This is a genomic window from Thermophilibacter immobilis (assembly GCF_015277515.1).
Classification (GTDB): Bacteria; Actinomycetota; Coriobacteriia; order Coriobacteriales; family Atopobiaceae; genus Thermophilibacter; species Thermophilibacter immobilis.
In genome coordinates, this window is the sequence record NZ_CP063767.1 from 302,321 (window position 1) to 326,661 (window position 24,341).

The following is a 24,341-nucleotide window of genomic DNA, read 5'->3' on the forward strand; positions in this document are numbered from 1 at the left end:
ATGAACAAAATTAGCCTTACAACACCTGACTTAGCGGAAGAGAACATCAACCGTCTTGCCGAGCTGTTCCCCTCTGTCACAACAGAGATGAAGGATGAGGATGGTGTCTCCAAGACCGCTATCGATTTCGATGCGCTACGTGACCTCCTAGGCGATGTTGCGGAAGGGCAACGCGAGCGCTATCAGTTTACTTGGCCCGGTAAGGCGACTGCAAAACTCGAAGCCCGCACTCCCTGTGACAAGACCCTTCGTCCCTGCATCGAGGAGAGCAAGGACTGGGACACGACCCAGAACCTCTACATCGAGGGTGACAACCTCGATGCCCTGAAGCTGCTGCGGGAGACCTATGCGGGAAAGGTCAGGCTCATCTATATCGATCCGCCTTACAACACTGGCCATGACTTCATCTACGACGACGATTTCTCGCAGAGCCGCGAAGACTACGAAGAGGCTAGTGATGAATACGATGAGGAGGGCGGCAGGCTCGTTGCGAACCCTGAGAGCAACGGTCGCTTCCACTCCGACTGGTGCTCGATGATGTATCCAAGGCTGTTGCTTGCGAGAGACTTGCTAATGGGTAATGGGGCTATATTCATTAGCATCGATGACAATGAGTCGATGAACCTACGTAAAATTTGCGATGAGGTGTTCGGGGCTGGCTGCTTTGTTGGCGATATCGCCTGGCAGCGCACATATTCTCCGAGGAACGACTCTAAGGGAATACCGGTGACGGTTGAGCACCTGTTGGTGTTTTCCAAACAGAGCGAATGGATACCAGGAAGGTTACCAAGAACCGAAGGGATGAATGCGGGTTACGGGTCCCCCGATGGCGACAGTTCGCTGTGGGCATCGGGGGACCCGGCCGCACCGGGTGCTGCTACGCATCAGGGGATGGTATATGCTATCCAACATCCGTTTACGGGTGAGTTGATGTATCCGCCAACAGGATCCTGTTGGCGGATCGGACAACCCGGCCTATTGGAGATCATGCGCCAATGGGCTCCTTACGAACTTAAGGATCTGGGTGACGCAGAGCGGCGAGCATCAGTATGTGGTATTTCAAATGCAGAGGTTCGCGCGGACATAAAAGGTGTTGTGCTTTCAGTGCCGCAAGAAGAAGCCACACAGATGGCGCGAGAGCGTTACGATGCGGGTTCTTGGCCGCTGCTTTACTTTACCAGCAATGGACGAGGAGGCATGCGACGCAAGCGCTATCTTGATGAATCGCAAGGTAGAATAATTACCAATCTCTGGCTCTATGACGAAGTCGGTCACTCTGACGAGGCGAAGAAGGGACTCAAAGCCCTCTTTGACGGCACCGCTCCGTTTGACACCCCAAAGCCCGTACGTCTCATGAAGCGCATTCTCGATATCGCCACCGATGAGGATTCACTCGTACTCGACTTCTTCTCGGGGTCGGCCAGCATGGCGGAGGGTGTCATCGCCAAGAATACTGAAGACGGCGGTAGTCGTCGCTTCATCCTTGTGCAGATTCCCGAAGCTGCCACCGGCCAGTACGACACGCTCTGTGACATCGGCAAGGAGCGTATCCGTCGTGCTGGGACGAAGATTGCCGCCGAGGTCGAGATCTCAAACCGGCAGCTTAAGATTGGCGAAGACCCCAAGTTCATGCCCGACATCGGGTTCCGTGTGCTGAAAATCGACTCATCTAGCTTCAACGACACTTACCGGAATCCGGAAGAGTTTTCTCAAGATGCTCTCGCAATGTACGTGGACAACCTCAAGGAGGGACGCACTTCGGAAGACCTGCTCTTTCAGGTGCTGCCGAGGTTCCGTATTCCTCTGTCCGCGAAGATCGACGAGCTCGACCTCTGCGGCAAGCGGATATTTGATGTGAACGACGGTCAGATGCTTGCATGCTTTGACGCTAGCGTCGGTATCGACACCATCGAGGCGATTGCAAAACGGAAGCCGGTATACGCCGTGTTCCGCGATGCGTCCATGGCGAACGATTCGACTGAGGCGAACTTCGAGGAGCTGTTCAAGACTTATAGCCCTGATACCATGCGGAAGGTCATATAGGTGACCAGCAATGGATACTGCACAGACATTGATAAAACGCGAGAAACTGGCTGCCCTGATTGCTGCTGGAAACGAAGTGCAACAAAACCACAGGGACGCAGTGCAACGCATGTCGTCAAGTGGCATTGCCTACCTTGGCGGTGTTAACGAGGGTACGGAAGGGTTCGACAAGTGGATTGGCGATGTCAAAATCGCGTCGACGAGGTATTTCTCCGATCACCCGCTAAGTGAGGACCTCAGCATCGCGCTATTCCACAAGAGATACAAAGAAGTAATGGGCTTGCTTGAGTCCATGGGCAACGATGAGGAGTACTTCTGTGCCACTGCACCCAAGGCTTCAGCACGACCAGGAATTCAGCTGCCTGCCTCGGGGCTTCCCGAGAACTCACATGAGCTGCTCCTGGCACTGGTCGAATCAGATAGTCCAGTGAACATGCTCTCCGAAATGTTCAAACAAGCATCGCCAAGAGAAGACGATGAGCTCAGAGGTGTATTGCGCGAACTCGAAGAAGAGGGGTTTATTGAAAAGATTCAATGGGCAGACAATGTCCCGTTCTTAGTGACCCTGAACAATAAGGCGCGAACGTATGCCTCTAACAGCAAACTTGAAGAGGCCGATACTGCGTCGAGTCATATTAAGGTAGCCCCTGCGGTCATAGACAACAACAGGATAACTATCGACATACGGCCAGAAATATATGAACATATCAAGTCTTATTTGCGGAACGAGGACTATTTCCACGCTGTCGAAGAAGCATTCAAATTGGTACGCGAACTACTGTGTGAGTTAACTGGTTTTGAGCAAGCGCACAAGGCGTTTGCCGAAGAAAACTATCAGAAGATCTTCGGTCATTCTCCATCAACGGATCAGGAAAAAAACTTTTTCGAAGGCGTTAAATTCCTCAATATGGCCATCCAGAATTTTCGCAATGAGAAGGCCCACACACCGGCAAGTCCATTGGACCGGAATCTCGCGCTTCACTACGTGATTCTAGCCAGCTTAGCCTACGACCTCATATCGCGAAGCGACGGCGGTGAATGATGGAATTCAAGTTCAAGATACAGCCCTTCCAGGCCGAGGCCGCCAAGGCCGTGACCGACGTGTTCGAAGGACAGCCGAATCAAGGTGCATTTGCCTATGTTCGCGACCTGGGCAAGCGTGGCGCCACCAATCTCTTCGATACCGCCGAGGGCTATGGGAACGCGCCGATGCTGCTTGATGCCGAACAGCTTCTAGCCAACATCCGAAGCGCTCAATCTGGCAACCAGATCATGGAGTCTAGCTCGCTCTGTGCGGACATCGGCACCTGCCAGCTTGACGTGGAGATGGAGACCGGCACGGGAAAGACCTACGCCTACACCAAGACGGCCTATGAGCTCAACAGGCTCTATGGTTGGACGAAGTTCATAGTCGTGGTGCCGTCGGTAGCCATCCGCGAGGGCGTCTACAAGTCCTTCCAAGCCACGGAGCAGCACTTCTTCGAGCAGTACGGCAAGCCCATCAAGTACTTCATCTACAACAGCAGTCGACTGAACGAGTTGGACGCATACTCGCAGAGCACTGACATCAACGTGATGATCATCAACATGCAGGCCTTCAACACATCCATGAAGGAGGGTGGAACCAGCAAGGAGGCACGTATCATGTACTCCGAGCGTGATGAGTTCGGCAGTCGCCGCCCCATCGACGTGCTGGCAGCCAACCGGCCGATCGTCATCCAGGACGAGCCGCAGAAGATGGGCGGAGCGGCCACGCAGAACGGCATCAAGCGCTTCAATCCGCTCTTCTGCCTGAACTACTCCGCCACCCACCGCGTGGTTCACAACATGGTCTACGAGTTGGATGCACTCGACGCATACAACCAGCGTCTGGTGAAACGCATCGAGGTCAAGGGCTTCGAGCTCAAGAACATGCGCGGAACCGACGGGTACCTCTATCTGCAGGACGTCGTGGTGAGTCGTACGAAGCCGCCTGTCGCCATCATCGAGCACAAGAAGATGAACGCGTCGGGCACGGTGCGCAAGGTGGTCGGACGCTTCGACGTGGGAGATGACATCTATGCCGCCAGCGGCGACACGCGCATGGAGGCATACCATGACGGTTTCACCATCGCGCCCGATGGCATCGTGCCGGACATGGATGGCGAGCTGGGGCACGTGCGCTTCCTGAACGGACTCGTGCTCCGCAAAGGCGAGGTCTATGGCGACTCGTCCGAAGACGACATGCGTCGCATCCAGATTCGCGAGACCATCCGCTCGCACCTCCAGAAGGAGGAGGCGCTCTTCTTCCGTGGGGTGAAGTGCCTGTCACTCTTCTTCATCGATGAGGTCGCACGCTACCGGGCCTATGACGATGACGGCGGAGAGCTGACCGTGGGCTATGGCAAGGTCTTCGAGGAGGAGTATGCAGCGGCGATCTCCGAGCGCCTGGCCCATCCGACCATGGTCGACATGAAGGACAGCTCCTATCTCGACTACCTGAGGCGCTTCGATGCACACGAGGTTCACAAGGGTTACTTCAGCATAGACAAGCACGGGCATACGGTGGACAGCAGGACCAAGCGGGGCCAGGAGGGGAGCGACGACATCAGCGCGTACGATCTCATCCTGAAGAACAAGGAGCGGCTTCTCTCGTTCGACGAGCCGTGCCGCTTCATCTTCAGTCACTCCGCCCTGCGTGAGGGCTGGGACAACCCCAACGTGTTCCAGATATGCACGCTCAAGCACTCCGACTCCGAGACCGGCAAGCGTCAGGAGGTAGGGCGCGGTCTGCGGCTGTGCGTGAACCAGGATGGAGAGCGCCAGGATCTCTCTGTGCTCGGTGAGGGCGAGGTGCACAAGATGAATGTTCTCACCGTGATTGCCTCCGAAAGTTATGCGAACTTCGTCGATGCGCTGCAGCGCGACATCCGCGCCGAGCTGCGTGAGCGCCCGACGGTCGTTACGAACGCGCTGTTCGAGGGGCGCACCGTGAGGCTGCCCGATATGGAGCCCGTGACCTTCGACGGCGATGACGCGACCGTCGTATATGCCTTCCTGCTCAAGAACGACTTCATCGACCTGCATGGCAAGCCGACCGACAAGTTCAAGGACAGCAAGAGCTTCTCCTACGCGGTGACAGAGCTTCCACCGGAGGTCCAAGTGAAGGCGACGGCCATAGAAGTTCTGGTCAAGAGCGTCTACGATCCGGATGCACTTGCGGGCATGATAGCCGACGGGCATGAGAGCAAACTCACGGACAACCGGCTGAACGACAACTTCGACAAACGCGAGTTCAAAGAGCTGTGGGAGCGTATCAACTCCAAGCATGCCTACACGGTGAGCTTCGATGGGAACGAGCTGAGGCGGAAGTCCGTCGCCTATATCGACGAGCACCTCTCGGTCACGCGGTTGGGCGTGAACATGACGACGGGCATGCAGCAGAACAAGGCGACGCGCGCCGCCCTTGATACCGGCGAACACTTCGACATCACCGAGACGAACCAGGAGAACATCGATACCGGCACCGGTCAAGGAGTCAGCTACGACCTTGTGGGCGAGGTGGCGCAGGCCGCTGTCATCACGCGTCGCAGTGCTGCCGCCATCCTCGCGGGGATCAGCCCGCTCAAGTTCGATATGTTCAGGCAGAACCCCGAGGAGTTCATCGCCAAGGTCGGCAAGGCCATCGTCGCGCAGAAGGCGACGATGGTGGTCGATCACATCACCTATCACACGCTCGACGACAGATATGACAGCGAGATATTCACCGAGCGCATGCCTGAGAACCGATCCCACATTATCGCGACCAGGAAGAACGTTCAGGATTACGTGGTGTGGGACAGCCAGACAGAGAAGGACTTCGCCTGCGCGCTCGATGCTGCCTCGGAGGTCTGCGTCTACGCGCGTCTGCCCCGCTTGTTCCAGATACCCACGCCGGTCGGAAACTACGCACCTGACTGGGCCATAGCCTTCGAGAAGGACAGCGTGAGGCATATCTACTTCATAGCCGAGACCAAGGGAACCATGGAGACGCTGGAGCTCAAGGGCATAGAAAGCGCGAAGATCGCCTGTGCGAAGAAGCTCTTCAACGACATCAGCACGTCGGAGGTCCGTTATCACGAGGTCGCGAGCTATGGCGACTTGCTCGATGTCATAGGCACGATGGAATAGACAAAAACAGTTTTAAGTTGGCAGCAGCGCAATAGCTGAAATAGCCTGATATGCCGTAAGGAGGTTATTCATGAATCAAAAAGAGGACGGCGTCGAGTATCTGCTTGTCGACACAACGGGCGTGAACGATGATGCTGTGGCAGCGGGTATTGCATGGCTTCGTGACCATGACGGAGGGTGCATTCTTGCTCCTGAGCGACAAGCTATGTGGAACGTGCTACAGGCTAGAACAGATGGTGACTTCAAGAAAATAGAAGGTGCGCTTTCGCGATACGGCATCTCTCTTGCCTGGAAGCGCCGAGGCGTGCCGCGTGGAGCACGAAGCCTTGTGGTGGTATACATGGACAAGACGGTTGATGAGGAGATTAGGTATGGTGACTTCGAGCGAGTCTTCTTGATCCCCTGGACAGAGGGTGAGTCTGATTGGTTCAAGACTGCCTACAACCCCATCATTGTCACGGTCGATGAAAACGGTGAGCTCGCACAAGATGATTGCCAACCTGTCTATGCGAGCGTGAAGGATGAAGTTCCAGAATCACAGGACGGGATCCTACAGTTTCTTGCGCAGGAGGCCGCCGTCTACGATAACCAAATGCAATGGCGAGAGTACGAGCGGTTTAAGGCAGACCTCATGAACTATCGGTCGGAATGGATACAAGTTGACCCGGAATTGGTGTTCCATCGTTGTGCCGAACTGGGAATGTCTGCAAAAGATGCCGACGAAATCAGTGGAATGGTGAAGCAGCTTGGAGAAGGGCGTAGATTCCGCCCTAAAGGTGGATTTGAAGAGGGATTTCGTCATTAGCCGACAGTGCCAGGAGAGTTTACTCAAGCCTGTTGCCACCCTGAGCCCGAAGGCTCGGGGTGGCCGCCTTTGGGTCCATCTCCTGTCGCTGAGGACGTTATGGTGATGGCGAAGGAGCGCCTTCTTAACACCAACCACCAGAGGAAGTGAAGTGGCTGCCGATTCTTGAGGAGAGAATCGATGATGAAGTCCTGGTTCACGATAGAGACAATCGATGAGGATACCCATATCATCAACGAGTACCGTCACTGGGAGGAGATGCATAGCTGTCTTCTCGAAGGAGATGATTGGGCTCTGCTGATCGACACGGGACTCGGCATCTGCAATATCTCGGCGGAGGTGGACAGGCTGACGGACAAACCGGTTACGGCAGTCGCCACGCATATCCACTGGGGCCACATAGGCGGGCACCGGTACTATCCGGACTTCTATGCGCACGCAGACGAGCTGGACTGGCTCTCCGGTGGGTTCCCTCTCGACATGGAGACTATCCGCGGGATGGTCGTGGATCGCTGCGATCTGCCGGAGGGCTACGACGCCGGCACCTACGAGTCTTCCAGGGAGCACCGACGCGCGTGCTGCATAACGGTGACGCCATCGACCGCGGTGGACGCGTGATCGAAGTTCTCCACACACTCGGGCACATGTGCTTCTGGAAGGCAGAGCGCGGGTATCTATTCACCGGAGACCTGGTCTACAAGGACATGCTCTTCGCCTACTACCCCTCAGTCTACCCGCAAGCATATCTGACAAGTCGCGAGAAGGTCGCATCGCTTCCGATGAAGCGGGTGTTTCCGGCGCACCACACACTGGACATACAACCCGAGATCCCCCTCCGCATGCGCAATGCCTTTCGTCAGCTCGATGCGGAGGGGAAGTTCCATCATGGCAGCGGCATCTTCAACTACGGGGATTGGGCGGTCTGGCTGTAGGCCGCCCATGTCGATTTCTCCTGTTCCAAGATGGCCTCGAGGTGCCCCGCCATCGACTGGCGAGGCTACCGTTGAAGCGGCTCAGTCGAGGTCACTGCCGGCCGCGCAGAGCACGTTTCGATGATGTCTCAGCAGGGCTTGTTATCGGCCAGGACCAGCATGGTCACGATGTCGAATCGCACGAGGCTTTCCGGCTCGTCCGCGTGCTCGGCCATGTTGCCGGAGCTGCCCGAGCCGGAGAAGCGGAAGTAGTAAATCCTTCGTGCGAACCGACTTACTGAGTCTACTGGGGTGTGACTGAGGTGTTATCAGCCGTTATCGGATGAATAGCAGCGGGAGAGTCGGGCGGAGAGGGTATCGATCATGCCAGAGCTCGCAAAACCTCGAGCGCTGTCGTGCGGAACGTCTTGAACGAAAGGCCTTTGCTGTACGCGAACCTATACGGTTTATCCGCGGTGTTATGGGGTTGTAAACTCGAGGGCGATAGCTTATCGCCGATTAAAGATGTTACGCAGTGATAAATAAGAATCTAGGTCCAGGCGGGGATATATCTCCGGAATTTCGGTCCCGCATCGCTGTCTTCCTCTTTGATCAGTTTGTTTTCGCTGTATTCGGTAGTGTCGGAAATGTTGGTGTAAATGAGACTTCGACTCTGACGACAAAGCCTAGAACCCTAGTTGATGAGTCGAATCCTACGCCGCCTCCCTTTCCATGGCAACCCCTGCGGCATCGAGCACCTTGCGAGCCTCTTCGTCTGCTGCGGCACGTCGGGCATCAGTGATCGGTTCCGACTCGTCCCCATGTCCGCATCTCTCCAGTAGCGACCAGAACTCGTCCATCTTCCCCTCGGCGAAGTAGCGTGATTGTGACCATGTCTCGTCGGACTCCGCGACGACGGCACCTACGAGTCGCACGAGCGACTGCCTTGACGGGAAGACCTGCACCACGCGACTCCTGCGCCTGGTCTCGCGGTTGCATCTCTCTTGGACGTTGTTGGTCCTCAGACGCTTCCAGTGCGAGGACGGGAAGTCGAGATAGGCCAGCGCATCCGGCTCGGCCTCCACGAGAATCCTTTGCGCCTCCTGGCTCACCTGCCCCACCATCTGCGTCGCCCTGTGATACAGAGCCCTCACCACCAATGCGTCCTTGGCGCGAAAGACCGGAGAGAGAAGCTTCGCGACCCGCACTCTCTTGGAACGGCTTCTCGTCGCACGGCAGCAGTCGCGGATCAGGTGCACGATGCATCTTTGCCAGGCGGCCCCCAGAAACGTCTCCGAGATGGCTCGCACGAGACCCTCGTGGGCATCGGAGACGACGAGCCTCACGCCCCTATCGGAGGCGTCTCAGAAAGGGGAGCCAGGAGTCATATGACTCGGTGTCGACGACATCGAAGCCGACCATGTGTCCGTGACCCTGCCCGTCACAGGCGATCGCCGTCACGACGGCTGTCGAGCTGACATGCCCCCCGTCGCGGCATCTCGCATAGGTCGCGTCAAGCCACAGGTAGGGAAACTCCTCATCCTCGCCGAACATGCGCCCGTTGAGGTCGGCCGCCTCGGCGTCGAGGGCAGCACGGATACGGCTCGCCTGGTCCTTGCCGGGCCTGTCGACGCCAAGCGTCTTGGCCACCCCCTCGACCTTTCTGGTGGAGACCCCGCTGCGACACGTCTCCGCCACGGCGGCCACGAGCGCGCGATCGGTCCTGGAGTAGCGCTCGATCACATCCTCCGGGAAGAAACAACCGTTCCTCACCTTTGGTATCCGCAGGTCGGGCGTCCCGATACAGGTGTCGGGCTTTCGGTCACGATAGCCGTTCCGTGCGGTACCGACGTCTTCGCAGGCCATGTCTGCCTCGGTGCTCATCACCTCGTCTGCCACTTGCTCCACGAGCTGACGGGCAAGCTCTTGCAAATTCACCGACCCGTCCCCGAACCTTGGCATGCTGGCTGCGGCCGACATGCTCGACGCTGCTACACTCTCCATTGCGGTCATCGTCCTTTCCACGAATCCACGTACTTGGCAGTCGCAGATTCTAGGCGATGACCGTCCTTTCTACCGACGTCTCTTCAATAGGTCCACTTTCGGCCTTACACCAACTTTCGCGACGTAATCCTGTATTCGCGGATGAGGCGGGAGATGGCGGCGCCGTTTCCCTTTCGTCTGGAAGGCCAAAACGCTCTCTTAAGGATTGATTGCTCATCGATTCGCTCGCGACACAGGTAGTAAGGTCAATCACCAGCAACGCTGGCGCCGATCATGGATAGAGCGCTCTTCTACGCTTCCGATATCGTCACGACAAGCCTGTTGCCCCATACGACGGCCTCGTCCACGGTCGGGAGGACCGGCAGATCCTCCTTGGCGTGATCGTAGATCTCACCCCAGTCTCTGCCTTTGACGATGGTGGGAGGCCAGACCTGCTTCCTTCTCGAGGCGGCCTGGCGCGCGCAAGCCTCTTTTGTCTTCGGCATGTCGATGTTGTCGTGTGCGGTTATGAGCTGTAGGTCAATCAGATCGTGCGCGCGGGCGCTGTTCTCTCCGGTGAGGCCATGGAGCTTCTGGGCTATCTGGTGGTGCAGTGACATGATTGCGACAGGTCTCGGAGCGGGGAATCCGAGCTGCGTGAACAGGTCGACCATGTCCTTGGAGATGCTGTCGCCGATCTCATCATGACCGATCTCCAGTGGCACCGTTACCCATGACTTGCCGTTGTAGGCGAGCTTGACGTCGAAGGGCTGCATGACGTAGTCTTCCGGCACGCCCGTGGGATGCGCGGGTTCGCGCTCCGTGATGGTGCCGGTAAACCCGTTCCAGCCGGACTCGAGCGATGCGGCGAGTTCGTCGATGAAGATCTCGAGGCCCTCATCCCTGGCGGCATCGAGGTCGGTGGTAAAGCGTGTGTTCGCATATCCATAGCGTAGCCTGAGAGCGCTTCCACCCTTGACGACTCCACGGGGCAGGAGTTGGCCGACGATGGCGTTTGCCATGGACGTTCGCGCCTGCTGGGCTTTCCGTCCTTGTCCGTGGAGCCTCTCCAGCGCAAGGTCGAGGTTGCGCCTGCTGTTGGGGATCTTCGTCATCGGCCTGCCTCCTCGCTCAGGGCGGCATGCTGTGTACGGGTGACGAGGCCTTCCCGCCTCGCCCTGTCCGCAGCATCATGCAGGCGCTCGGGCATCATCATGCCCTTGCAGGATCGGATGGCATCGAAGACGCTCTGGGAGGCGATGCCCTCGTAGCGGACTGTCTTCTCGCATGTTTCACGGCGTACGACGACGATGTGGTCGGGCAGCGTCTTGCGGATGCGCTTCGGTGTGGCGACGTATAGGAGCTTCGGGTTGGTCGGTGCCAGACCATGCAGTGCGATAACGGATTCACCGAAGAGATAGGCCTCGGGCCCTACGAGCGCCACCGCCTCCGCATAGGAGTCATATGGTGTGGGCACGTAGTGCGCCAGGCGGTACAGTCCCCGTCCGACATGAATGAGACGTCCGCGTTTCGCCAGCTTAACCAGTTCGATCGCAGGGACACCCATCTTCTGAGCGGTAGCGGAGGAGACGAGCCCGTAGTCATCTGCCGCCACTTCGTATATGTCATCATAGTAGGACATGGCAAGAGTATACCATTTACGGTATAGAATTGACATAACGTCACATCCACAGCAGCACCGATCATGAAGGTGACGAAGGTATGTCTCAGATCGTGGAAGGTACAGGTGAAGCCGTTCATCTTGCAGAAGGCCTTGAAGTCCTTGGAGAGCATGCCGGGACTGTAGGGCCTGGAGTCGAGTCCGGCCGCTCCCAGCAGATACGGGTCGCCAAAGGGTGCGCCTAAAGACCTGCAGACGTACTCTTTGTCTGCGCGTATGGCATGGAGTGCAGAGGCGATTGAGGGGGCCAGGGGGATGGTGCGGCATGACGAGTCGGTCTTGGGCCCCTTCTCGTAGAACGTGCCACCGGCGTTTCCCAGCGCGCGGGCAACGCTGATGGCGCCGTCCTCATTCATGTCGCTCCAGCGAAGGGCACAGACCTCGCCCCGTCGCATGCCGGTGGTGAGTGCCAGTCCGATGACCATGGCCAGGGGATTGGGCATGGCCCTGAACGCGAGGTCGAGCATGCGGCTCCTTTCGGTGCGGTCGAGGGTGTTGATCTTGGACTTGACGCGTTTGTGCGGCTTCGTGAAGTTGCAGGGATTCTTCCTCAGGATGTCCTGGGGGCCACGGCGGCGGACTTCCACAGCCGCTTCGAGCGGATTCATCCCTTCGAGGACGGCAACGGGCGCACGGGGCGCATTCTTATAGACCGAGGCCTCATCAAGTCCGGCCTCGCCCCGGCGGTCATCACCAAGGACGTAAGGGCCGAGTATTTCGGCTTCATCACCGAGAGGGACGTGCTCGGCCTCGCCGGGCTCCTTCGCAGCCTCGTGGCGGACGAAAACGCCCGCATTGCCGCCTTCGAGGCGTGCAAATGTCGCAGAGCGCACTCTCGATTGCATCCCCGTCGCGTGCTAGACAGGGACCCTTCCGGATAAGTCGTCGTCTCTCGATTAGATCTTTGCCTTCTCCTCGGTCGAACCGTCGATATGGGTGTCCGGGAAGCGCACGACCCCCCTAGTGTTCCAGTGCCACTTGGAAGCGTAGCGAAAACGTGTGCACTGCTCGTGCCATACTGCGAATTGCATCATCCGCTAGAGGGGAGCTCATATGGGGTTCGTGGATATTCCATCAGATATAAGGAGCCGCCTTGGTTCCCTTGTTAACCTGACGCTCGCAGATGAGGTCCAAGACGCCGATGGTGCCCGTCTCGGTGTGGTACTCATATACAAGATTGAAGGGTCTTACCAAGAGCGTGCGAACCTCGGGTCCGAAGGCCGTGCGGATGGAGTGGGGCGGGTCAGGTCGATGAGGTCGACGCTCTCCCGTTCGAGCGCCACGGCTGCCGCGACGGCATCTTCGATCCGCAGGTTAGTGAGCGGCGAGAAGAACGTGTTGAGCAGATAGCCGTGTGCCGCATGGATTTCGACGGCGTCGAACCTGGCCCGCTTGACCCTGAGGGCAGCCTCGGAGAACTCCCTGACAACGCACTCCAAATCAGAGAGGCGCCCATTGCTCTGACGGGGTCGCCGGACGAACGGGGAGACGGGCCCAGCAGCTTCGGGCCCGTGACCGCGCGTGTCGTGCTGGTTCCCGCGTGGTTGATCTGACAGGCCGTCCTGACTCCGTTCGCATGAATGACGTCCGCGAGGCGTGCGAGTCCGGGGACCATCTCGTTCGTGGCCGCCGAGAGCTGTCGCGCGACGGCCTTGCCATCGCGCGCAACGTAGGCGTGCTCTACGATTACCATGCCGAGAAACCCGCCCTGCGTCTTGTCATTCGTAGTGGTGAAGCAGCTCGTCGGAGACGCTCCCGTCAGGGTTGGCCTTCTTCGTGGTAAACGGGGGCATGACGGGACGGTTGGAAAGCGTCAGATTCAGAATCCGGATTGCGTTCGTCAGCCCTGTCATGAACCAGTCCTCCCCTTCGCTCCATCCTCACTTTGCCCGCATGAAAAAGGTGCGGCCGCGAGTTGCCTCGCGGCCGCACCGGGCGCACACGGAAAGGTGCCGCCGTTAGCGTACGACGCGGACGCGCTTGTCCGCAGGCTGACGCTGCTGCTCGTCGGCCGGTGCCGCGATGCCGCCAAATACGAGCTGGGCAACGAGGCGGTAGCTCTCCGGCACGTCCCAGCGCGCCTTCACGGCGTCGTCGATGATGGGGTTATAGTGCTGCAGGTTGGCGCCGATGCCCTTCTCAGCGAGCTCGTTCCAGACGTTGACCTGAGCGATGCCCTGGCCGTGTGCGGACCAGTCATCGAAGTGTGACGCGTAGGAGGGGAACTGCTCCTTCAGGCTGGCAATGGCAGCGTCATCCTCGAAGTAGAGCACCGTGCCGGCTGCGGCAGAGAAGCCGGCAATCTTCTGGGCCGTCGGAGCGAACGCCTCTGCCGGGACGATTGCCTTGAGGGTGCTGGTGACGATGTCATCCCAGAGCGCCTTGTGCTGCGCGCCAAGAAGGATGATAGCGTGGGCGCTCTGAATGTTGAAGGCCGAGGGGCTCGCGACGATGGCGTCTTCGATTACCTCGACGGTCTCGTCCTCGCTGATGGGGAGCTGGTCGTTAAGTGCATAAATGCTGCGGCGCTTGTTGATGGTGTCCTGGTAGGTCATGGGCTCGCCTCTTGAAGAGTGTCGGTTAGTTGTGAGACTATCTACCCAATTGCCCGCGTCGCCTTGCGGCGAAGTTCCGATTTGTGGCGGGGCACATGGAAACGCGCGGCCGCTACAGACGGGTGAGCTCGACGCGGTCGATGAGGGAGTCCACGACGGAGCGCTCGGCGGCCTGCGTGCCGGACTCCATGACGTTGGCGGCGCCCGTTGCCATGGCAAGGCGCATGGTGTCCTCGAGCGGGAGGCCGCAGGCGTCCGCATAGGCCAGGGCGGCTACCACGGCGTCGCCGGCACCGACGGTGCTGCCCACGGGGACCTCGACGGAGCTGGCGTGCCAGATCTCGTCCGGGGTGGCCACGACCGCTCCCTTGCCGCCCATCGAGACGACCACGCGTCCGATGCCTTCCCCCACAAGCTCCCGAGCGGCGCAGGCTATGTCTTCCAGGCCGTCCAGCTTGCGGCCCACGAGCTCGGAGAGCTCGTGATCGTTGGGCTTGGCAAAGAAGGGCTTCGCCTCGAGTCCGCGGCGCAGCGCCTCGCCGTCGGCATCAAGGTAGACGCGAACCCCCTCGCTGCGAAGCACGCGCGTCCACGCACCGTAGGTGGCCGGGTCGACCCCGGCGGGTAGGCTTCCAGACAGGACCACGATGTCGTCGTCCACGATGCCCTCGACAAGAACGTCGAGCAGCTCCTCCAGCATGGCCCCGGTCACCTGGGGCCCGGGCTCGTTGATGTCGGTATGCGTGTTGTTCACGGGATCGACGACCTTGAGGTTCGTGCGGGTCGCTCCCTCGGCGGCGTAGGCCGTGACGTGGATTCCCGCCTCGGCGAGCGCTCCGCGGATCCAGTCTCCCGTTCCGCCCGCGAGAATGGCCACGGCCTCGGAGGTGCCCCCCAGCTGGGCGATGACCTTCGACACGTTGATGCCCTTGCCTCCCGCGTCGCGGCGGAGCTCCGTGATGCGATTGACGGCATCGACCTCAAAGTTGGGAATGTGGACGGTCTTGTCGAGCGCCGGGTTGAGCGTGACGGTGTAAATCATCGGTTCCTCCCTGAGGCGTGCGGAGCGATACATGGTTTCATTCTAGCCGCTGCGGTCCCTTCTCGGCCCTCCGTGACGCTCATTTGAACACCGTGTGGCGACCAAATTTAAGGTTCTGACGCTGGGGCCATGCGCTATAGTATTAAGGCTTTTCCACAGAGCCCCGTAATCTCTGATAAGAAAAAGCACGACGGTCCGTCCAGGGGCTGTCACCGTATGCAGGTACGTAGGAGGAGTCAAGTGAAGAAGTCGACTCAGTTCGCCAAGGCCGGCGAAGTCGAGCGCAAGTGGGTGCTCATCGACGCCGAGGGCGCCACGCTCGGCCGCCTTGCCACCACGGCTGCCATGGCCCTTCGTGGCAAGAACAAGCCGCAGTACACGCCCAACGCCGATACGGGCGATTTTGTCGTGGTCATCAATGCCGACAAGGTCGTTCTGACGGGCGTCAAGGCCAACCATAAGGAGTACTGGCGCTACTCCGGCTATCTCGGAGGCCTCAAGACCGAGAGCTTCCGCGAGGCCATGGAGAAGCATCCCGAGCGCGTCATCGAGCACGCCGTCAAGGGCATGCTCCCCAAGACCACGCTCGGTCGCCAGCAGGCCACCAAGCTCAAGGTCTACGCTGGGCCCGAGCACCCGCACATGGCCCAGAACCCCGTCCAGATTGATTGGAGGGCCTAACCGATGGCCGACAACACCGTTGTTTACACTGGCACGGGTCGCCGCAAGGAGTCCGTCGCCCGCGTTCGTCTTGTCCCCGGAACCGGCAAGGTCGTCGTCAACGGCCGCGAGGCCGCCAACTACTTCGGCCGCCAGCAGCTCGTTGACAACGCGATCGCGCCCCTGCGCCTCACCGAGACGGCCGAGCACTTCGACGTGCTCGCCAACTGCGACGGAGGCGGCATCAACGGGCAGTCCGGCGCCCTGCGCCTGGGTATCGCCCGCGCCCTTCTCGAGGCCGGCGAGTATCGCGAGGACCTCAAGAAGGCTGGCTTCCTCACGCGCGACTCTCGCGCGGTCGAGCGCAAGAAGTACGGCCTGAAGAAGGCGCGCAAGCGCCCGCAGTTCTCGAAGCGCTAGGCCTTCGAGGCACGTTTGGACTTCCGGGGCCTGTCGGCGCGTGCTCGACGGGCCCCTTCTCGTATCGGGGACCTCGCAGGTGACAATGCCCAGGCGAGGACGTGAAGAGGGGACGACTCATGAAGTACTTTGGCACCGACGGCTTCCGCGGCCGCGCGAACGAGGGACTCAACGTCGAGCACGCCTTCAAGATCGGCCGCTTCGTGGGCTGGTACTACGGGGCCCGGCAGGGAAAGAAGGCCCGCGTCATCTTGGGCAAGGACACGCGCCGCTCGAGCTACATGTTCGAGTCGGCGCTCGTGAGTGGGCTGGTTGCCTCAGGAGCCGATGCCTACATGCTGCACGTCATTCCCACGCCGGGCGTCTCCTTCGAGGTGCCGGACGGGGGCTTCGACTGCGGCGTCATGATTACCGCCTCGCACAACCCCTATACGGACAACGGCATCAAGCTCGTGAACCGCGAGGGCTACAAGATGGAGGAGGAGGTTCTGGAGCTTATCGAGAGCTACATCGACGGTGGCTCCGAGGTCCCTCTGGCCACCGGCGAGGCGATTGGCCGCACCGTCGACTACATGCAGGGGCGCAATCGCTACCTCTCGAGCCTCATCAGCAGCTGCGGGTTCTCGCTGCAGGGCTTCAAGATCGGTCTGGACTGCGCCAACGGTGCGGCGTCCTCCGTGGCTCGCCCGGTCTTTGACGCCCTGGGTGCCGAGACCCACGTGATCAGCAACGCCCCCGACGGGTTCAATATCAACGTCGACTGCGGCTCAACCCACATCGACAGCCTCCAGCGCTTCGTGGTCCAGAACGGCCTTGACGTGGGCTTTGCCTACGACGGCGACGCCGATCGCTGCCTGGCCGTGGACGAGCGCGGCCACGTGGTCGATGGCGACCTCATCCTCTACGTGTGCGGCACCTACCTCAACAAGCACGGACGCCTCTCCGGGCAGACCGTCGTTCCCACGATCATGTCCAACTTCGGGCTCTTCCGTGCCTTCGACGCGGCGGGCCTCTCCTACGAGAAGACCGACGTGGGCGACAAGAACGTCTACGCCTGCATGCGCGAGCATGGCTACTCCCTGGGCGGCGAGCAGTCGGGCCACATCATCTTCGGTGACCTGGAGAAGACCGGCGACGGCGTCATGACGAGCCTCAGGGTGATGGAGGTTCTGCGTGCCGAGCGCGAGAAGCTCTCCGAGCTGTGCCGCCCGGTCACGCTCTACCCGCAGCAGCTCGTGAACGTGCGCGTGAGCGACAAGGAGGCCGCCATGGGCGCGCCCGCCGTGAAGGACGCCGTGGCGGATGCGGAGCGCTACCTCGAGGGCAACGGCCGCGTGCTCGTGCGCGCCTCCGGCACGGAGCCCCTGGTGCGCGTGCTCGCCGAGGCCCCCGAGGAGCGCCTGTGCACCGAGGCCAACGCATTCGTGCTCAAGGCGCTCGACCCCTTTAGGGCGTAGGCGGTCTCTACGCCCTGGCGTGCCCCTGCTAGAATCTTGATTCGTACTTTAAACGCAGCCTGCAAGGAGGACCTTCATGTGCGGAATCGTTGGCTATACCGGTAGGAACCAGGCGGTCGAGTACCTGCTTGAGGGGCTTCAGACCCTTGAGTACCGTGGCTACGACTCCGCCGGAGTCGAGGTCGTGGGAGCCGACGGGGCCCTGCACGGCGTCAAGTGCGCCGGCCGCGTCTCCACGCTCGTGGATCGCTGCCAGACGGCCAACCTTGTGGGCACCGCGGGCATCGCCCACACGCGCTGGGCAACCCACGGTGCCCCCACCGACAAGAACTCCCACCCGCACCGCGACTGCTCGGGGCGCATCGCCATCGTGCACAACGGCATCATCGAGAACTTCCGCGAGCTGCGCTCCTATCTCACGCGCAACGGCCATGAGTTCGCCTCCGAGACCGACTCCGAGGTCATCGCGCACCTCATCGAGGACGCGTGGAATGGTCCCTACCAGGGAGACCTCGTCTCGGCGGTGCGCAACGCGGTTCGTCGCCTCGAGGGCTCGTGGGCGCTTGCCGTGGTCTGCGCCGACGCCCCGGGAGAGATCGTATGCGCGCGCAACGGCTCGCCGCTCGTCGTGGCCTCCACGAAGGACGGCGCGTACGCCGCCTCTGACGTCACGCCGCTCGCGAACGTGACGTCGCACGTCATCCAGCTCGAGAACGGCCAGGTGGCCCGCCTCGAGCGCTCCGGCGCGGTGACGGTCTTCGACGAGGAGGGTCTGGTCGTGGACGTTCCCACTGCGGTTGACGTGGACTGGGACGCCTCGGCGGCCACGCTCGGCGGATACGCCGACTTCATGGCCAAAGAGATCGCCGAGCAGCCCGAGGCCATCGAGCGTCTGCTCGCCGGTCGCCTGGACGAGCGGGGGATCAAGCTCGACGAGCTCTCCATGAGCGAGGAGGACCTCGCGGCGATCGACCGCGTCTACCTGATCGCCTGCGGCACGTCCTACCACGTGAGCCTCATCGCGCGCACGCTGGTGCAGACCTGGGCCAAGGTGCCGGTCATCTGCGAGTATGCGTCCGAGTTCAACTACGAGCAGGACGTTCTCGTGACGCCCCACACGCTCTGCGTGATCATCACGCAGTCCGGTGAGACGGCCGACACCCTCACGGCGGCGCGCCGCATGCGGGGGATGGGCTGCAAGGTCTTCGCCATCACCAACGTGCTCGGGTCCTCTGCCGCGCGCGAGTCCGACGGTGTGCTCTACGTTCAGGCTGGCCCCGAGGTCTGCGTGGCCTCGACCAAGGCCTACACGGCGCAGATGGTCGCGGGCGCGCTGTTCGCGCTGCGCCTCGCCCAGGCCCAGGGGCAGATGGAGCCCGACGAGGTCGAGCGTCATTATCGCGACCTGTGCTCGCTGCCCGACCTCATCCGCGAGGTCATCGCCCGCTCCTGGCAGGACAAGCGTGCCGCCGCGGTCTTCCGCCGCGCGCACTCGGCCCTGTTCCTGGGTCGTGGCGTCAACTCGACCACGGCCTACGAGGGAGCCCTCAAGCTCAAGGAGATCAGCTACCTGCACGCCGAGGCCTATCCGGCCGGCGAGATGAAGCACGGGCCCATCGCCCTGCTCGAGCCGGGCTTTCCCGTCGTGGCCATCGTGCCGGCCGACGCCGTCCACGACAAGACCGTCTCCAACATCCAGGAGGTCATCGCCCGCGGTGCCGTCTGCGTGGCCGTGGCCACCGACGGCGACGAGGACGTGGCGTCCCTCGTCGAGCACGTCCTGTGGATTCCGCCCGTGGCAGACGAGCTTCTCGTCCCCATCGTGGCCGTCGTCCACCTGCAGGTCCTTGCGCGCTACGTGGCCCGCATGCGCGGCTGCGACGTGGACAAGCCCAGAAACCTCGCCAAGTCCGTCACGGTGGAGTAGCGCATGGCGACGGCCGGCATTGGGGTGGACATGCTCGAGATCGCGCGCATGGAGCGCGTGATGAGGCGGCGCCCGAGCTTTGTGCGCCGTGTCTTCACGGACGAGGAGCGTGCCTACTGCGAGAGCTGCGCCCGCCCGGCCGAGCACTACGCGGCCCGCTTCGCGGCCCGCGAGGCCGTGCTCAAGGCCTTGGGCACGGGCTTTGCGGAGGGCATCGGCGTGCGCGACGTGTCCGTCACGCGCGACGACTCCGGTCGTCCACGCGCCCTGCTCGCGGCCCGCGCAGCCGAGGTCGCCCGTGCGCGGGGCATCCGCGAGATCGCGCTCTCCATCTCGCACACCCGCGAGGTCGCCGTGGCCAATGCCCTTGCCGTGACCGATGACGTGCGTCCCGTTGCGGACGCGCACGAGGACGCGGCCCGCGCGCTCGCTGCCTCGTTCAAGGAGGCCCGCTCGGTGCTCGACGAGCTCGAGCGGGTGCAGGAGTCCTCTCTGGACGGCCTGGCGCGCGCTCATGCTGACCAGCCTTCTTCCGAGGAGTAGAACATCATGCAGCCCGTACTCAACATAGAGGACGTCAAGTGCGTCGAGGTGGCCCTCACGCGCGAGGGGGTGAGCGTCTCCGAGCTCATGCACCGCGCGGGCTATGCCGCCGCGCAGGAGACCATCGCCCTGGGCGACGTGGAGAACGTCGTGGTGCTCGTGGGGCTGGGCAACAACGGCGGGGACGGCTGGGTCGCCGCCGAGGCCCTGTTCGCGCGCGGCGTGAACGTCAAGGTGGTGACGCCCCTCGAGCCCGACCAGATATCGGGGGACCTTGCGCGCCAGGTGGCCCAAAGCGCGGTCAAGGCGGGGGTCAGCCCGCTCGTGGGCCCCTCTCGCGACGAGCTGGAGGACCTGCTCTCCACGGCCGACGCCGTGCTCGACTGCATGCTCGGCACGGGCTTTCACGGCGAGGTCCGCGCCCCCTTTGACATCTGGATCGAGTGCGTGAACGCCTCGGGGGCCCGCGCGATCTCCGTCGACGTGCCCAGCGGGCTGTCCGCCCAGACCGGTCGTGCCGCCCAGGCGTGCGTGGTGGCGGACATGACCGTCACGATGCTCTCGCTCAAGCCGGGCCTCCTTGCCGACGACGGGCGCGACGTGTGCGGTTCCATCGTGGTGGCTCCCCTGGCCGAGCAGACCGAGCATCTCGTGGTGGAGGCCGATCCCGTGGCCTGGCGCACCGATCTGAGCGACTACCTGGACGTCATTCCAGCACCCACCCAGGCGGTCGACAAGTTCACGCGCGGCTCGGTGCTCGTGGTGGGAGGCTCCCGGCGCTTCCCCGGCGCGGCGATCATGGCGGCTCGCGCGGCCGCGCGCATGGGGGCCGGCTACGTGACGCTGGCCACGCCCGCCTCCGTCGCCGCGATCGCCCAGGCCCACCTGCTCGAGATTCCCGTGGTGCCCCTTCCCGAGGACGCCGACGGCGTGCTCAGCGCGGACGGCAAGGACGTGGTCCTCAAGCTCGCGCGGGGCGTCTCCGCCGTGCTCGTGGGCTCGGGCATGCGGATCTCGGGGGGCACGGTCGCGCTCGTCTCCGCGCTGATCGAACAGGATGTCCCGCTCGTGGTGGACGCGGACGGCCTCAACTGCCTGGCTCGTCTGACCGACGGGGCGCTCCCGGACTTTCCCGAGGTCACGCGCCGTAACGCGCCGCTCGTCCTCACGCCGCATCGCCGCGAGCTCGGACGGCTGGTGGGCCAGGCGAAGACCCCGCCCGACTCGCTCGTGGATGCGCTCGAGGACGCCCGCAAGATCGTCTGGTCGGACGGGGGCTCCAACCTCGCGATCGTTGCCAAGGGCTCGGCCACTGGCTGCGTGGGCGTCGACCAGGCCCTTTTGCCCAAGCCGGGGCCCTGCGCCCTGGCCACGGCCGGCTCCGGCGACGTGCTCGCGGGCATGATGGTCTCGGCGCTTGCCCAGGGCTCGGGCCAGGGCGGGGACCTGACGCTCATGGCCGCCTACGTCTGCGAGGTCCACGGCTACGCCGGGTCGCTCGCCGCCGAGCGCCTGGGCTCGCGTGCCGTCATGGCCACGGATGTCATTGACGTGATCGGCCTTGCCGCTGATGCCGTGGGGGAGCACGTGATGTTTCCCGAGGGCGTCGAGGAGGCGTAGGATCGTGGGATCAGCAGGGGAGGCGTCATCATGGACAAGGTCGTGAGCCCCCAGGATCGCTGGTCCTGGGTAGAGGTCAACCTCGCGGCGCTCAGGCGCAACACTGCCGCGTTTCGTCATCAGATCGCGCGCGGCGTGCAGATGATGTGCGTCGTCAAGGCCGATGCCTATGGCCACGGTGCCGCTGCGTGCGCCAAGACCATGCGTGCGGCAGGCGCGGACCAGTTTGCCGTGGCCACGGTCGCGGAGGGGGTGGCGCTGCGCCGTGCGGGCATCTCGTGGCCCATCCTGGTCCTGTCCGAGCCGCCCGTCGACTGCGTGGGCACGCTCGTGGAGTACGACCTCATGCCTGCGGTCTACACGGCCGACTTCGCGCTCGCCCTGGGCGAGGCGGCCGCCGCCGCCAACCGCGTGGCCCGCTACCACCTCGCCGTGGACACGGGCATGACGCGCATAGGCGTGCGCCGCTCCGACGCCCTCGAGCTTCGTCGCACGATTGACTTTCATCGCGGCCTCGAGTGCGCGGGGACCTTCACGCACTTCGCGACTGCCGACGTGCTCGACGACTGGGACTTCGCGCTGCAGCTCAACCGCTTCCAGGAGGTCGTGAGCGCCCTGCGCGGCGCCGGGCTCGAGTGCGGCCTGGTCCACTGCGACAACACGCCGGGCACCATCCTGCACCCCGAGTGCCACTTCGACATGTGCCGCGTGGGCATTGGCCTCTACGGGCTGCACCCGGCCGAGACGACGATGCCGCGCATCCAGCTCGAGCCGGTGATGAGCGTGCGCGGTCGCGTGACGCGCGCCCTCTACCCCAGCGTGGGCGACGGCGTGGGCTACGGGATGACCTATCGCGTGCCCAAGCAGAACATCCAGATCGCCACGGTGCCCATCGGCTACGCCGACGGCCTCGCGCGTGAGCTCTCCAACAACATGGACGTTATCGTGGGGGGCGGCCGTTGCCGTCAGGTGGGCAGCATCTGCATGGATCAGTTCATGTTCGCGGTGGACGTCAACAGCGCCCGCGCTTATCGCCCCTCGCGCCCGGTCGAGTACGGGGACGTGGTCACGCTCATCGGCGCAGACGGCGACGAGCTCATTGGGGCCGACGAGATGGCCGGCCTGCGCAACACCATCAACTACGAGGTCGTCTGTGACTTTGGGATGCGCCTTGAGAAGATCTACACCTAGGGGGTTGGACCTCATGTCCGTCATGCACATTCCCGGCCATACGCATCAGGGTCCCGGCGAGGTGACGCTTCCCGAGATTCGCGACGTCATGGGTGACTGTCAGCTCTGCCCCCTGGGTCAGACGCGCACGAACCTCGTCTTTGGCGTGGGCAACCCCCATGCGCGCGTGATGTTCATCGGCGAGGGGCCGGGCAGAAACGAGGACCTGCAGGGCGAGCCGTTCGTGGGGGCGGCGGGCAAGAAGCTCGACGCGCTGCTGTCCTGCGCGGGGCTCACGCGCGAGGAGATCTACATCGCCAACGTGATCAAGTGCCGCCCGCCCTCGAATCGCAACCCCCGTCCCGAGGAGATCGAGGCCTGCTCGCCGTTTCTGCGCGAGCAGATTCGCAGCATCTGGCCGGACGTGATCGTGTGCCTGGGCAACTTCGCCTCGCAGTTCGTGCTGCGGACGCAGGCGGGCGTGACCACCCTGCGCGGCCGCATGCATCAGACCGGCCACTTTATGGTGTGCCCGACCTTCCATCCGGCTGCCTGCATCTATCACTCCGACTGGCAGCCGCTGCTCGAGGACGACCTGCGCATGGTGGGCCAGTGGCTCGCCGAGCACCCGGCGCAGGGGGTGGCACGATGAGCGAGCTGCGCCTCAAGACGGCCTCCCAGCCCCAGACGGTCGCGCTGGGGCGCATGCTCGGGGGCCTCTTGGTCCCTGGTGACGTGCTCGTGCTGACGGGTGACTTGGGGGCCGGAAAGACCCAGCTCACCAAGGGCATCGCGGCGGGCCTGGGCGTTCAGGCCGACGTGACGAGCCCCACCTTCACGATCGAGATGGTCTATGAGGGAACGAGCATGCCGCTCTATCACTTTGACCTCTACCGACTGGACGACCCAGAACAGCTCGAGGACACGGGCCTCTTCGACGTCCTCGACGCCGACGGTGTCTGCGCCATAGAGTGGGGCGAGCAGTTCGCCGACCAGATCGGCCCTGCGCGCCTGGACGTCTACGTGACGCGCCTCGACGATGAGGCCGCTCCCGGCGAGGAGCCCCCGCGCGAGGTTCGCCTGGTCGCGCATGACGCACGCGGCGAGGAACTCGTGGCCGCCCTGCGTGCGGCCCAAGTCAGGTAGGAGCCTTCTGGTTTGGTTCCCCTCACCTCCGGCCACATTATGAGGAAATTATTTATGCATGTCTCCAATCTTACATAAATTATTAATTCTCTTTGACGGGGGATTTTATTGAGAAGATCTCCCAAATACCTCCTGAACACGCCGCCTCTCGAATTCGTAAGCATGGGGCCAGCACGGGGCAAACGCCGCCCCGGTTGGATGGCTACACTAGAACGGTTGAAGCAACCGG

22 protein-coding genes and 3 pseudogenes are annotated in these 24,341 nt (G+C 62.1%); 16 read left to right on the forward strand and 9 right to left on the reverse strand.

Annotated features, from left to right (window positions below):
- The 6 genes from INP52_RS01365 to INP52_RS09860 all read left to right on the forward strand — a co-directional run bounded on the left by INP52_RS01365 (nt 1) and on the right by INP52_RS09860 (nt 7,929).
- Nucleotides 1-2,043, forward strand: coding sequence for a site-specific DNA-methyltransferase (locus tag INP52_RS01365; RefSeq protein WP_194371739.1), 2,043 nt, complete (start codon nt 1-3; stop codon nt 2,041-2,043).
- A 10-nt stretch (nt 2,044-2,053) separates the two neighbouring features.
- Nucleotides 2,054-3,085, forward strand: a complete 1,032-nt coding sequence (locus INP52_RS01370; RefSeq protein ID WP_194371741.1) for a TIGR02391 family protein — start codon at nt 2,054-2,056, stop codon at nt 3,083-3,085.
- Nucleotides 3,082-6,192: a type III restriction-modification system endonuclease gene (locus INP52_RS01375; RefSeq protein WP_228478362.1), complete on the forward strand. Its 3,111-nt coding sequence runs from the start codon at nt 3,082-3,084 to the stop codon at nt 6,190-6,192. The genes INP52_RS01370 and INP52_RS01375 overlap by 4 nt, the downstream gene beginning before the upstream one ends.
- A gap of 70 nt (nt 6,193-6,262) precedes the next feature.
- A complete protein-coding gene (locus tag INP52_RS01380; RefSeq protein ID WP_194371742.1) occupies nt 6,263-6,997 on the forward strand; it encodes a hypothetical protein in 735 nt (244 codons plus the stop codon).
- A 180-nt stretch (nt 6,998-7,177) separates the two neighbouring features.
- The gene (locus INP52_RS09855) at nt 7,178-7,615 is read left to right on the forward strand and encodes an MBL fold metallo-hydrolase (RefSeq protein ID WP_228478363.1); all 438 of its coding nucleotides are present in this window, start codon (nt 7,178-7,180) and stop codon (nt 7,613-7,615) included.
- Nucleotides 7,612-7,929, forward strand: coding sequence for an MBL fold metallo-hydrolase (locus INP52_RS09860; RefSeq protein ID WP_228478364.1), 318 nt, complete (start codon nt 7,612-7,614; stop codon nt 7,927-7,929). Before INP52_RS09855 ends, INP52_RS09860 begins: the two co-directional genes overlap by 4 nt.
- Nucleotides 7,930-8,621: 692 nt before the next feature.
- Here INP52_RS09860 and INP52_RS10230 read toward each other — a convergent pair.
- The 5 genes and pseudogenes from INP52_RS10230 to INP52_RS09970 all read right to left on the reverse strand — a co-directional run.
- A pseudogene (locus INP52_RS10230) lies at nt 8,622-9,912 on the reverse strand (IS256 family transposase).
- 290 nt (nt 9,913-10,202) lie between these two features.
- Nucleotides 10,203-11,006 carry a nucleotidyl transferase AbiEii/AbiGii toxin family protein gene (locus tag INP52_RS01395; protein WP_194371743.1) on the reverse strand — a complete coding sequence of 268 codons (804 nt, stop codon included), beginning with the start codon at nt 11,004-11,006 and terminating at the stop codon, nt 10,203-10,205.
- Nucleotides 11,003-11,335 carry a hypothetical protein gene (locus tag INP52_RS09865; RefSeq protein WP_228478445.1) on the reverse strand — a complete coding sequence of 111 codons (333 nt, stop codon included), beginning with the start codon at nt 11,333-11,335 and terminating at the stop codon, nt 11,003-11,005. Before INP52_RS09865 ends, INP52_RS01395 begins: the two co-directional genes overlap by 4 nt.
- A 99-nt stretch (nt 11,336-11,434) precedes the next feature.
- Nucleotides 11,435-11,569: pseudogene (locus tag INP52_RS10050) on the reverse strand (hypothetical protein); the annotation flags it as partial.
- A 53-nt stretch (nt 11,570-11,622) separates the two neighbouring features.
- A pseudogene (locus tag INP52_RS09970) lies at nt 11,623-12,180 on the reverse strand (tyrosine-type recombinase/integrase); the annotation flags it as partial.
- On the opposite strand from INP52_RS09970, the gene INP52_RS10025 reads away from it, so the two are divergent.
- Nucleotides 12,091-12,453: a Fic family protein gene (locus INP52_RS10025; RefSeq protein ID WP_269747171.1), complete on the forward strand. Its 363-nt coding sequence runs from the start codon at nt 12,091-12,093 to the stop codon at nt 12,451-12,453. The pseudogene INP52_RS09970 and the gene INP52_RS10025 sit on opposite strands and share 90 nt — an antisense overlap.
- Before the next feature lie 306 nt (nt 12,454-12,759).
- On the opposite strand, the gene INP52_RS10030 is transcribed toward INP52_RS10025, so the two are convergent.
- From INP52_RS10030 to pfkB, 4 genes are all read right to left on the reverse strand, one after another.
- A complete protein-coding gene (locus tag INP52_RS10030; RefSeq protein WP_194371745.1) occupies nt 12,760-13,011 on the reverse strand; it encodes an oxidoreductase in 252 nt (83 codons plus the stop codon).
- Between the two features lie 279 nt (nt 13,012-13,290).
- The gene (locus INP52_RS10035) at nt 13,291-13,425 is read right to left on the reverse strand and encodes a hypothetical protein (protein ID WP_269747172.1); all 135 of its coding nucleotides are present in this window, start codon (nt 13,423-13,425) and stop codon (nt 13,291-13,293) included.
- A gap of 105 nt (nt 13,426-13,530) precedes the next feature.
- Complete coding sequence (locus INP52_RS01415) at nt 13,531-14,127, reverse strand: nitroreductase family protein (RefSeq protein ID WP_194371746.1); 597 nt, start codon at nt 14,125-14,127, stop codon at nt 13,531-13,533.
- A 112-nt stretch (nt 14,128-14,239) separates the two neighbouring features.
- Nucleotides 14,240-15,169, reverse strand: a complete 930-nt coding sequence (gene pfkB, locus INP52_RS01420) for a 1-phosphofructokinase (protein ID WP_194371747.1) — start codon at nt 15,167-15,169, stop codon at nt 14,240-14,242.
- 240 nt (nt 15,170-15,409) lie between these two features.
- Between pfkB and rplM the strand changes: the two genes are divergently transcribed.
- From rplM to tsaE, 9 genes are all read left to right on the forward strand, one after another.
- Nucleotides 15,410-15,850 carry a 50S ribosomal protein L13 gene (gene rplM / locus INP52_RS01425; protein ID WP_232364356.1) on the forward strand — a complete coding sequence of 147 codons (441 nt, stop codon included), beginning with the start codon at nt 15,410-15,412 and terminating at the stop codon, nt 15,848-15,850.
- A gap of 3 nt (nt 15,851-15,853) precedes the next feature.
- Nucleotides 15,854-16,249, forward strand: a complete 396-nt coding sequence (gene rpsI, locus INP52_RS01430; protein WP_194371750.1) for a 30S ribosomal protein S9 — start codon at nt 15,854-15,856, stop codon at nt 16,247-16,249.
- Nucleotides 16,250-16,368: 119 nt separating this feature from the next.
- Complete coding sequence (gene glmM, locus INP52_RS01435) at nt 16,369-17,706, forward strand: phosphoglucosamine mutase (protein WP_194371752.1); 1,338 nt, start codon at nt 16,369-16,371, stop codon at nt 17,704-17,706.
- Nucleotides 17,707-17,782: 76 nt separating this feature from the next.
- On the forward strand, nt 17,783-19,633 hold the full coding sequence (gene glmS, locus INP52_RS01440) for a glutamine--fructose-6-phosphate transaminase (isomerizing) (RefSeq protein WP_194371754.1): 1,851 nt from the start codon (nt 17,783-17,785) through the stop codon (nt 19,631-19,633).
- Between the two features lie 3 nt (nt 19,634-19,636).
- Nucleotides 19,637-20,176, forward strand: a complete 540-nt coding sequence (gene acpS, locus INP52_RS01445; RefSeq protein WP_194371756.1) for a holo-ACP synthase — start codon at nt 19,637-19,639, stop codon at nt 20,174-20,176.
- A gap of 6 nt (nt 20,177-20,182) precedes the next feature.
- Nucleotides 20,183-21,796, forward strand: a complete 1,614-nt coding sequence (locus INP52_RS01450; RefSeq protein WP_194371758.1) for an NAD(P)H-hydrate epimerase — start codon at nt 20,183-20,185, stop codon at nt 21,794-21,796.
- Nucleotides 21,797-21,826: 30 nt separating this feature from the next.
- Complete coding sequence (gene alr, locus INP52_RS01455) at nt 21,827-22,987, forward strand: alanine racemase (RefSeq protein ID WP_194371760.1); 1,161 nt, start codon at nt 21,827-21,829, stop codon at nt 22,985-22,987.
- Between the two features lie 13 nt (nt 22,988-23,000).
- Nucleotides 23,001-23,618 carry a uracil-DNA glycosylase gene (locus INP52_RS01460; protein ID WP_194371762.1) on the forward strand — a complete coding sequence of 206 codons (618 nt, stop codon included), beginning with the start codon at nt 23,001-23,003 and terminating at the stop codon, nt 23,616-23,618.
- Nucleotides 23,615-24,112, forward strand: coding sequence for a tRNA (adenosine(37)-N6)-threonylcarbamoyltransferase complex ATPase subunit type 1 TsaE (gene tsaE / locus INP52_RS01465; RefSeq protein ID WP_194371770.1), 498 nt, complete (start codon nt 23,615-23,617; stop codon nt 24,110-24,112). Before INP52_RS01460 ends, tsaE begins: the two co-directional genes overlap by 4 nt.
- Nucleotides 24,113-24,341: the final 229 nt, after the last annotated feature.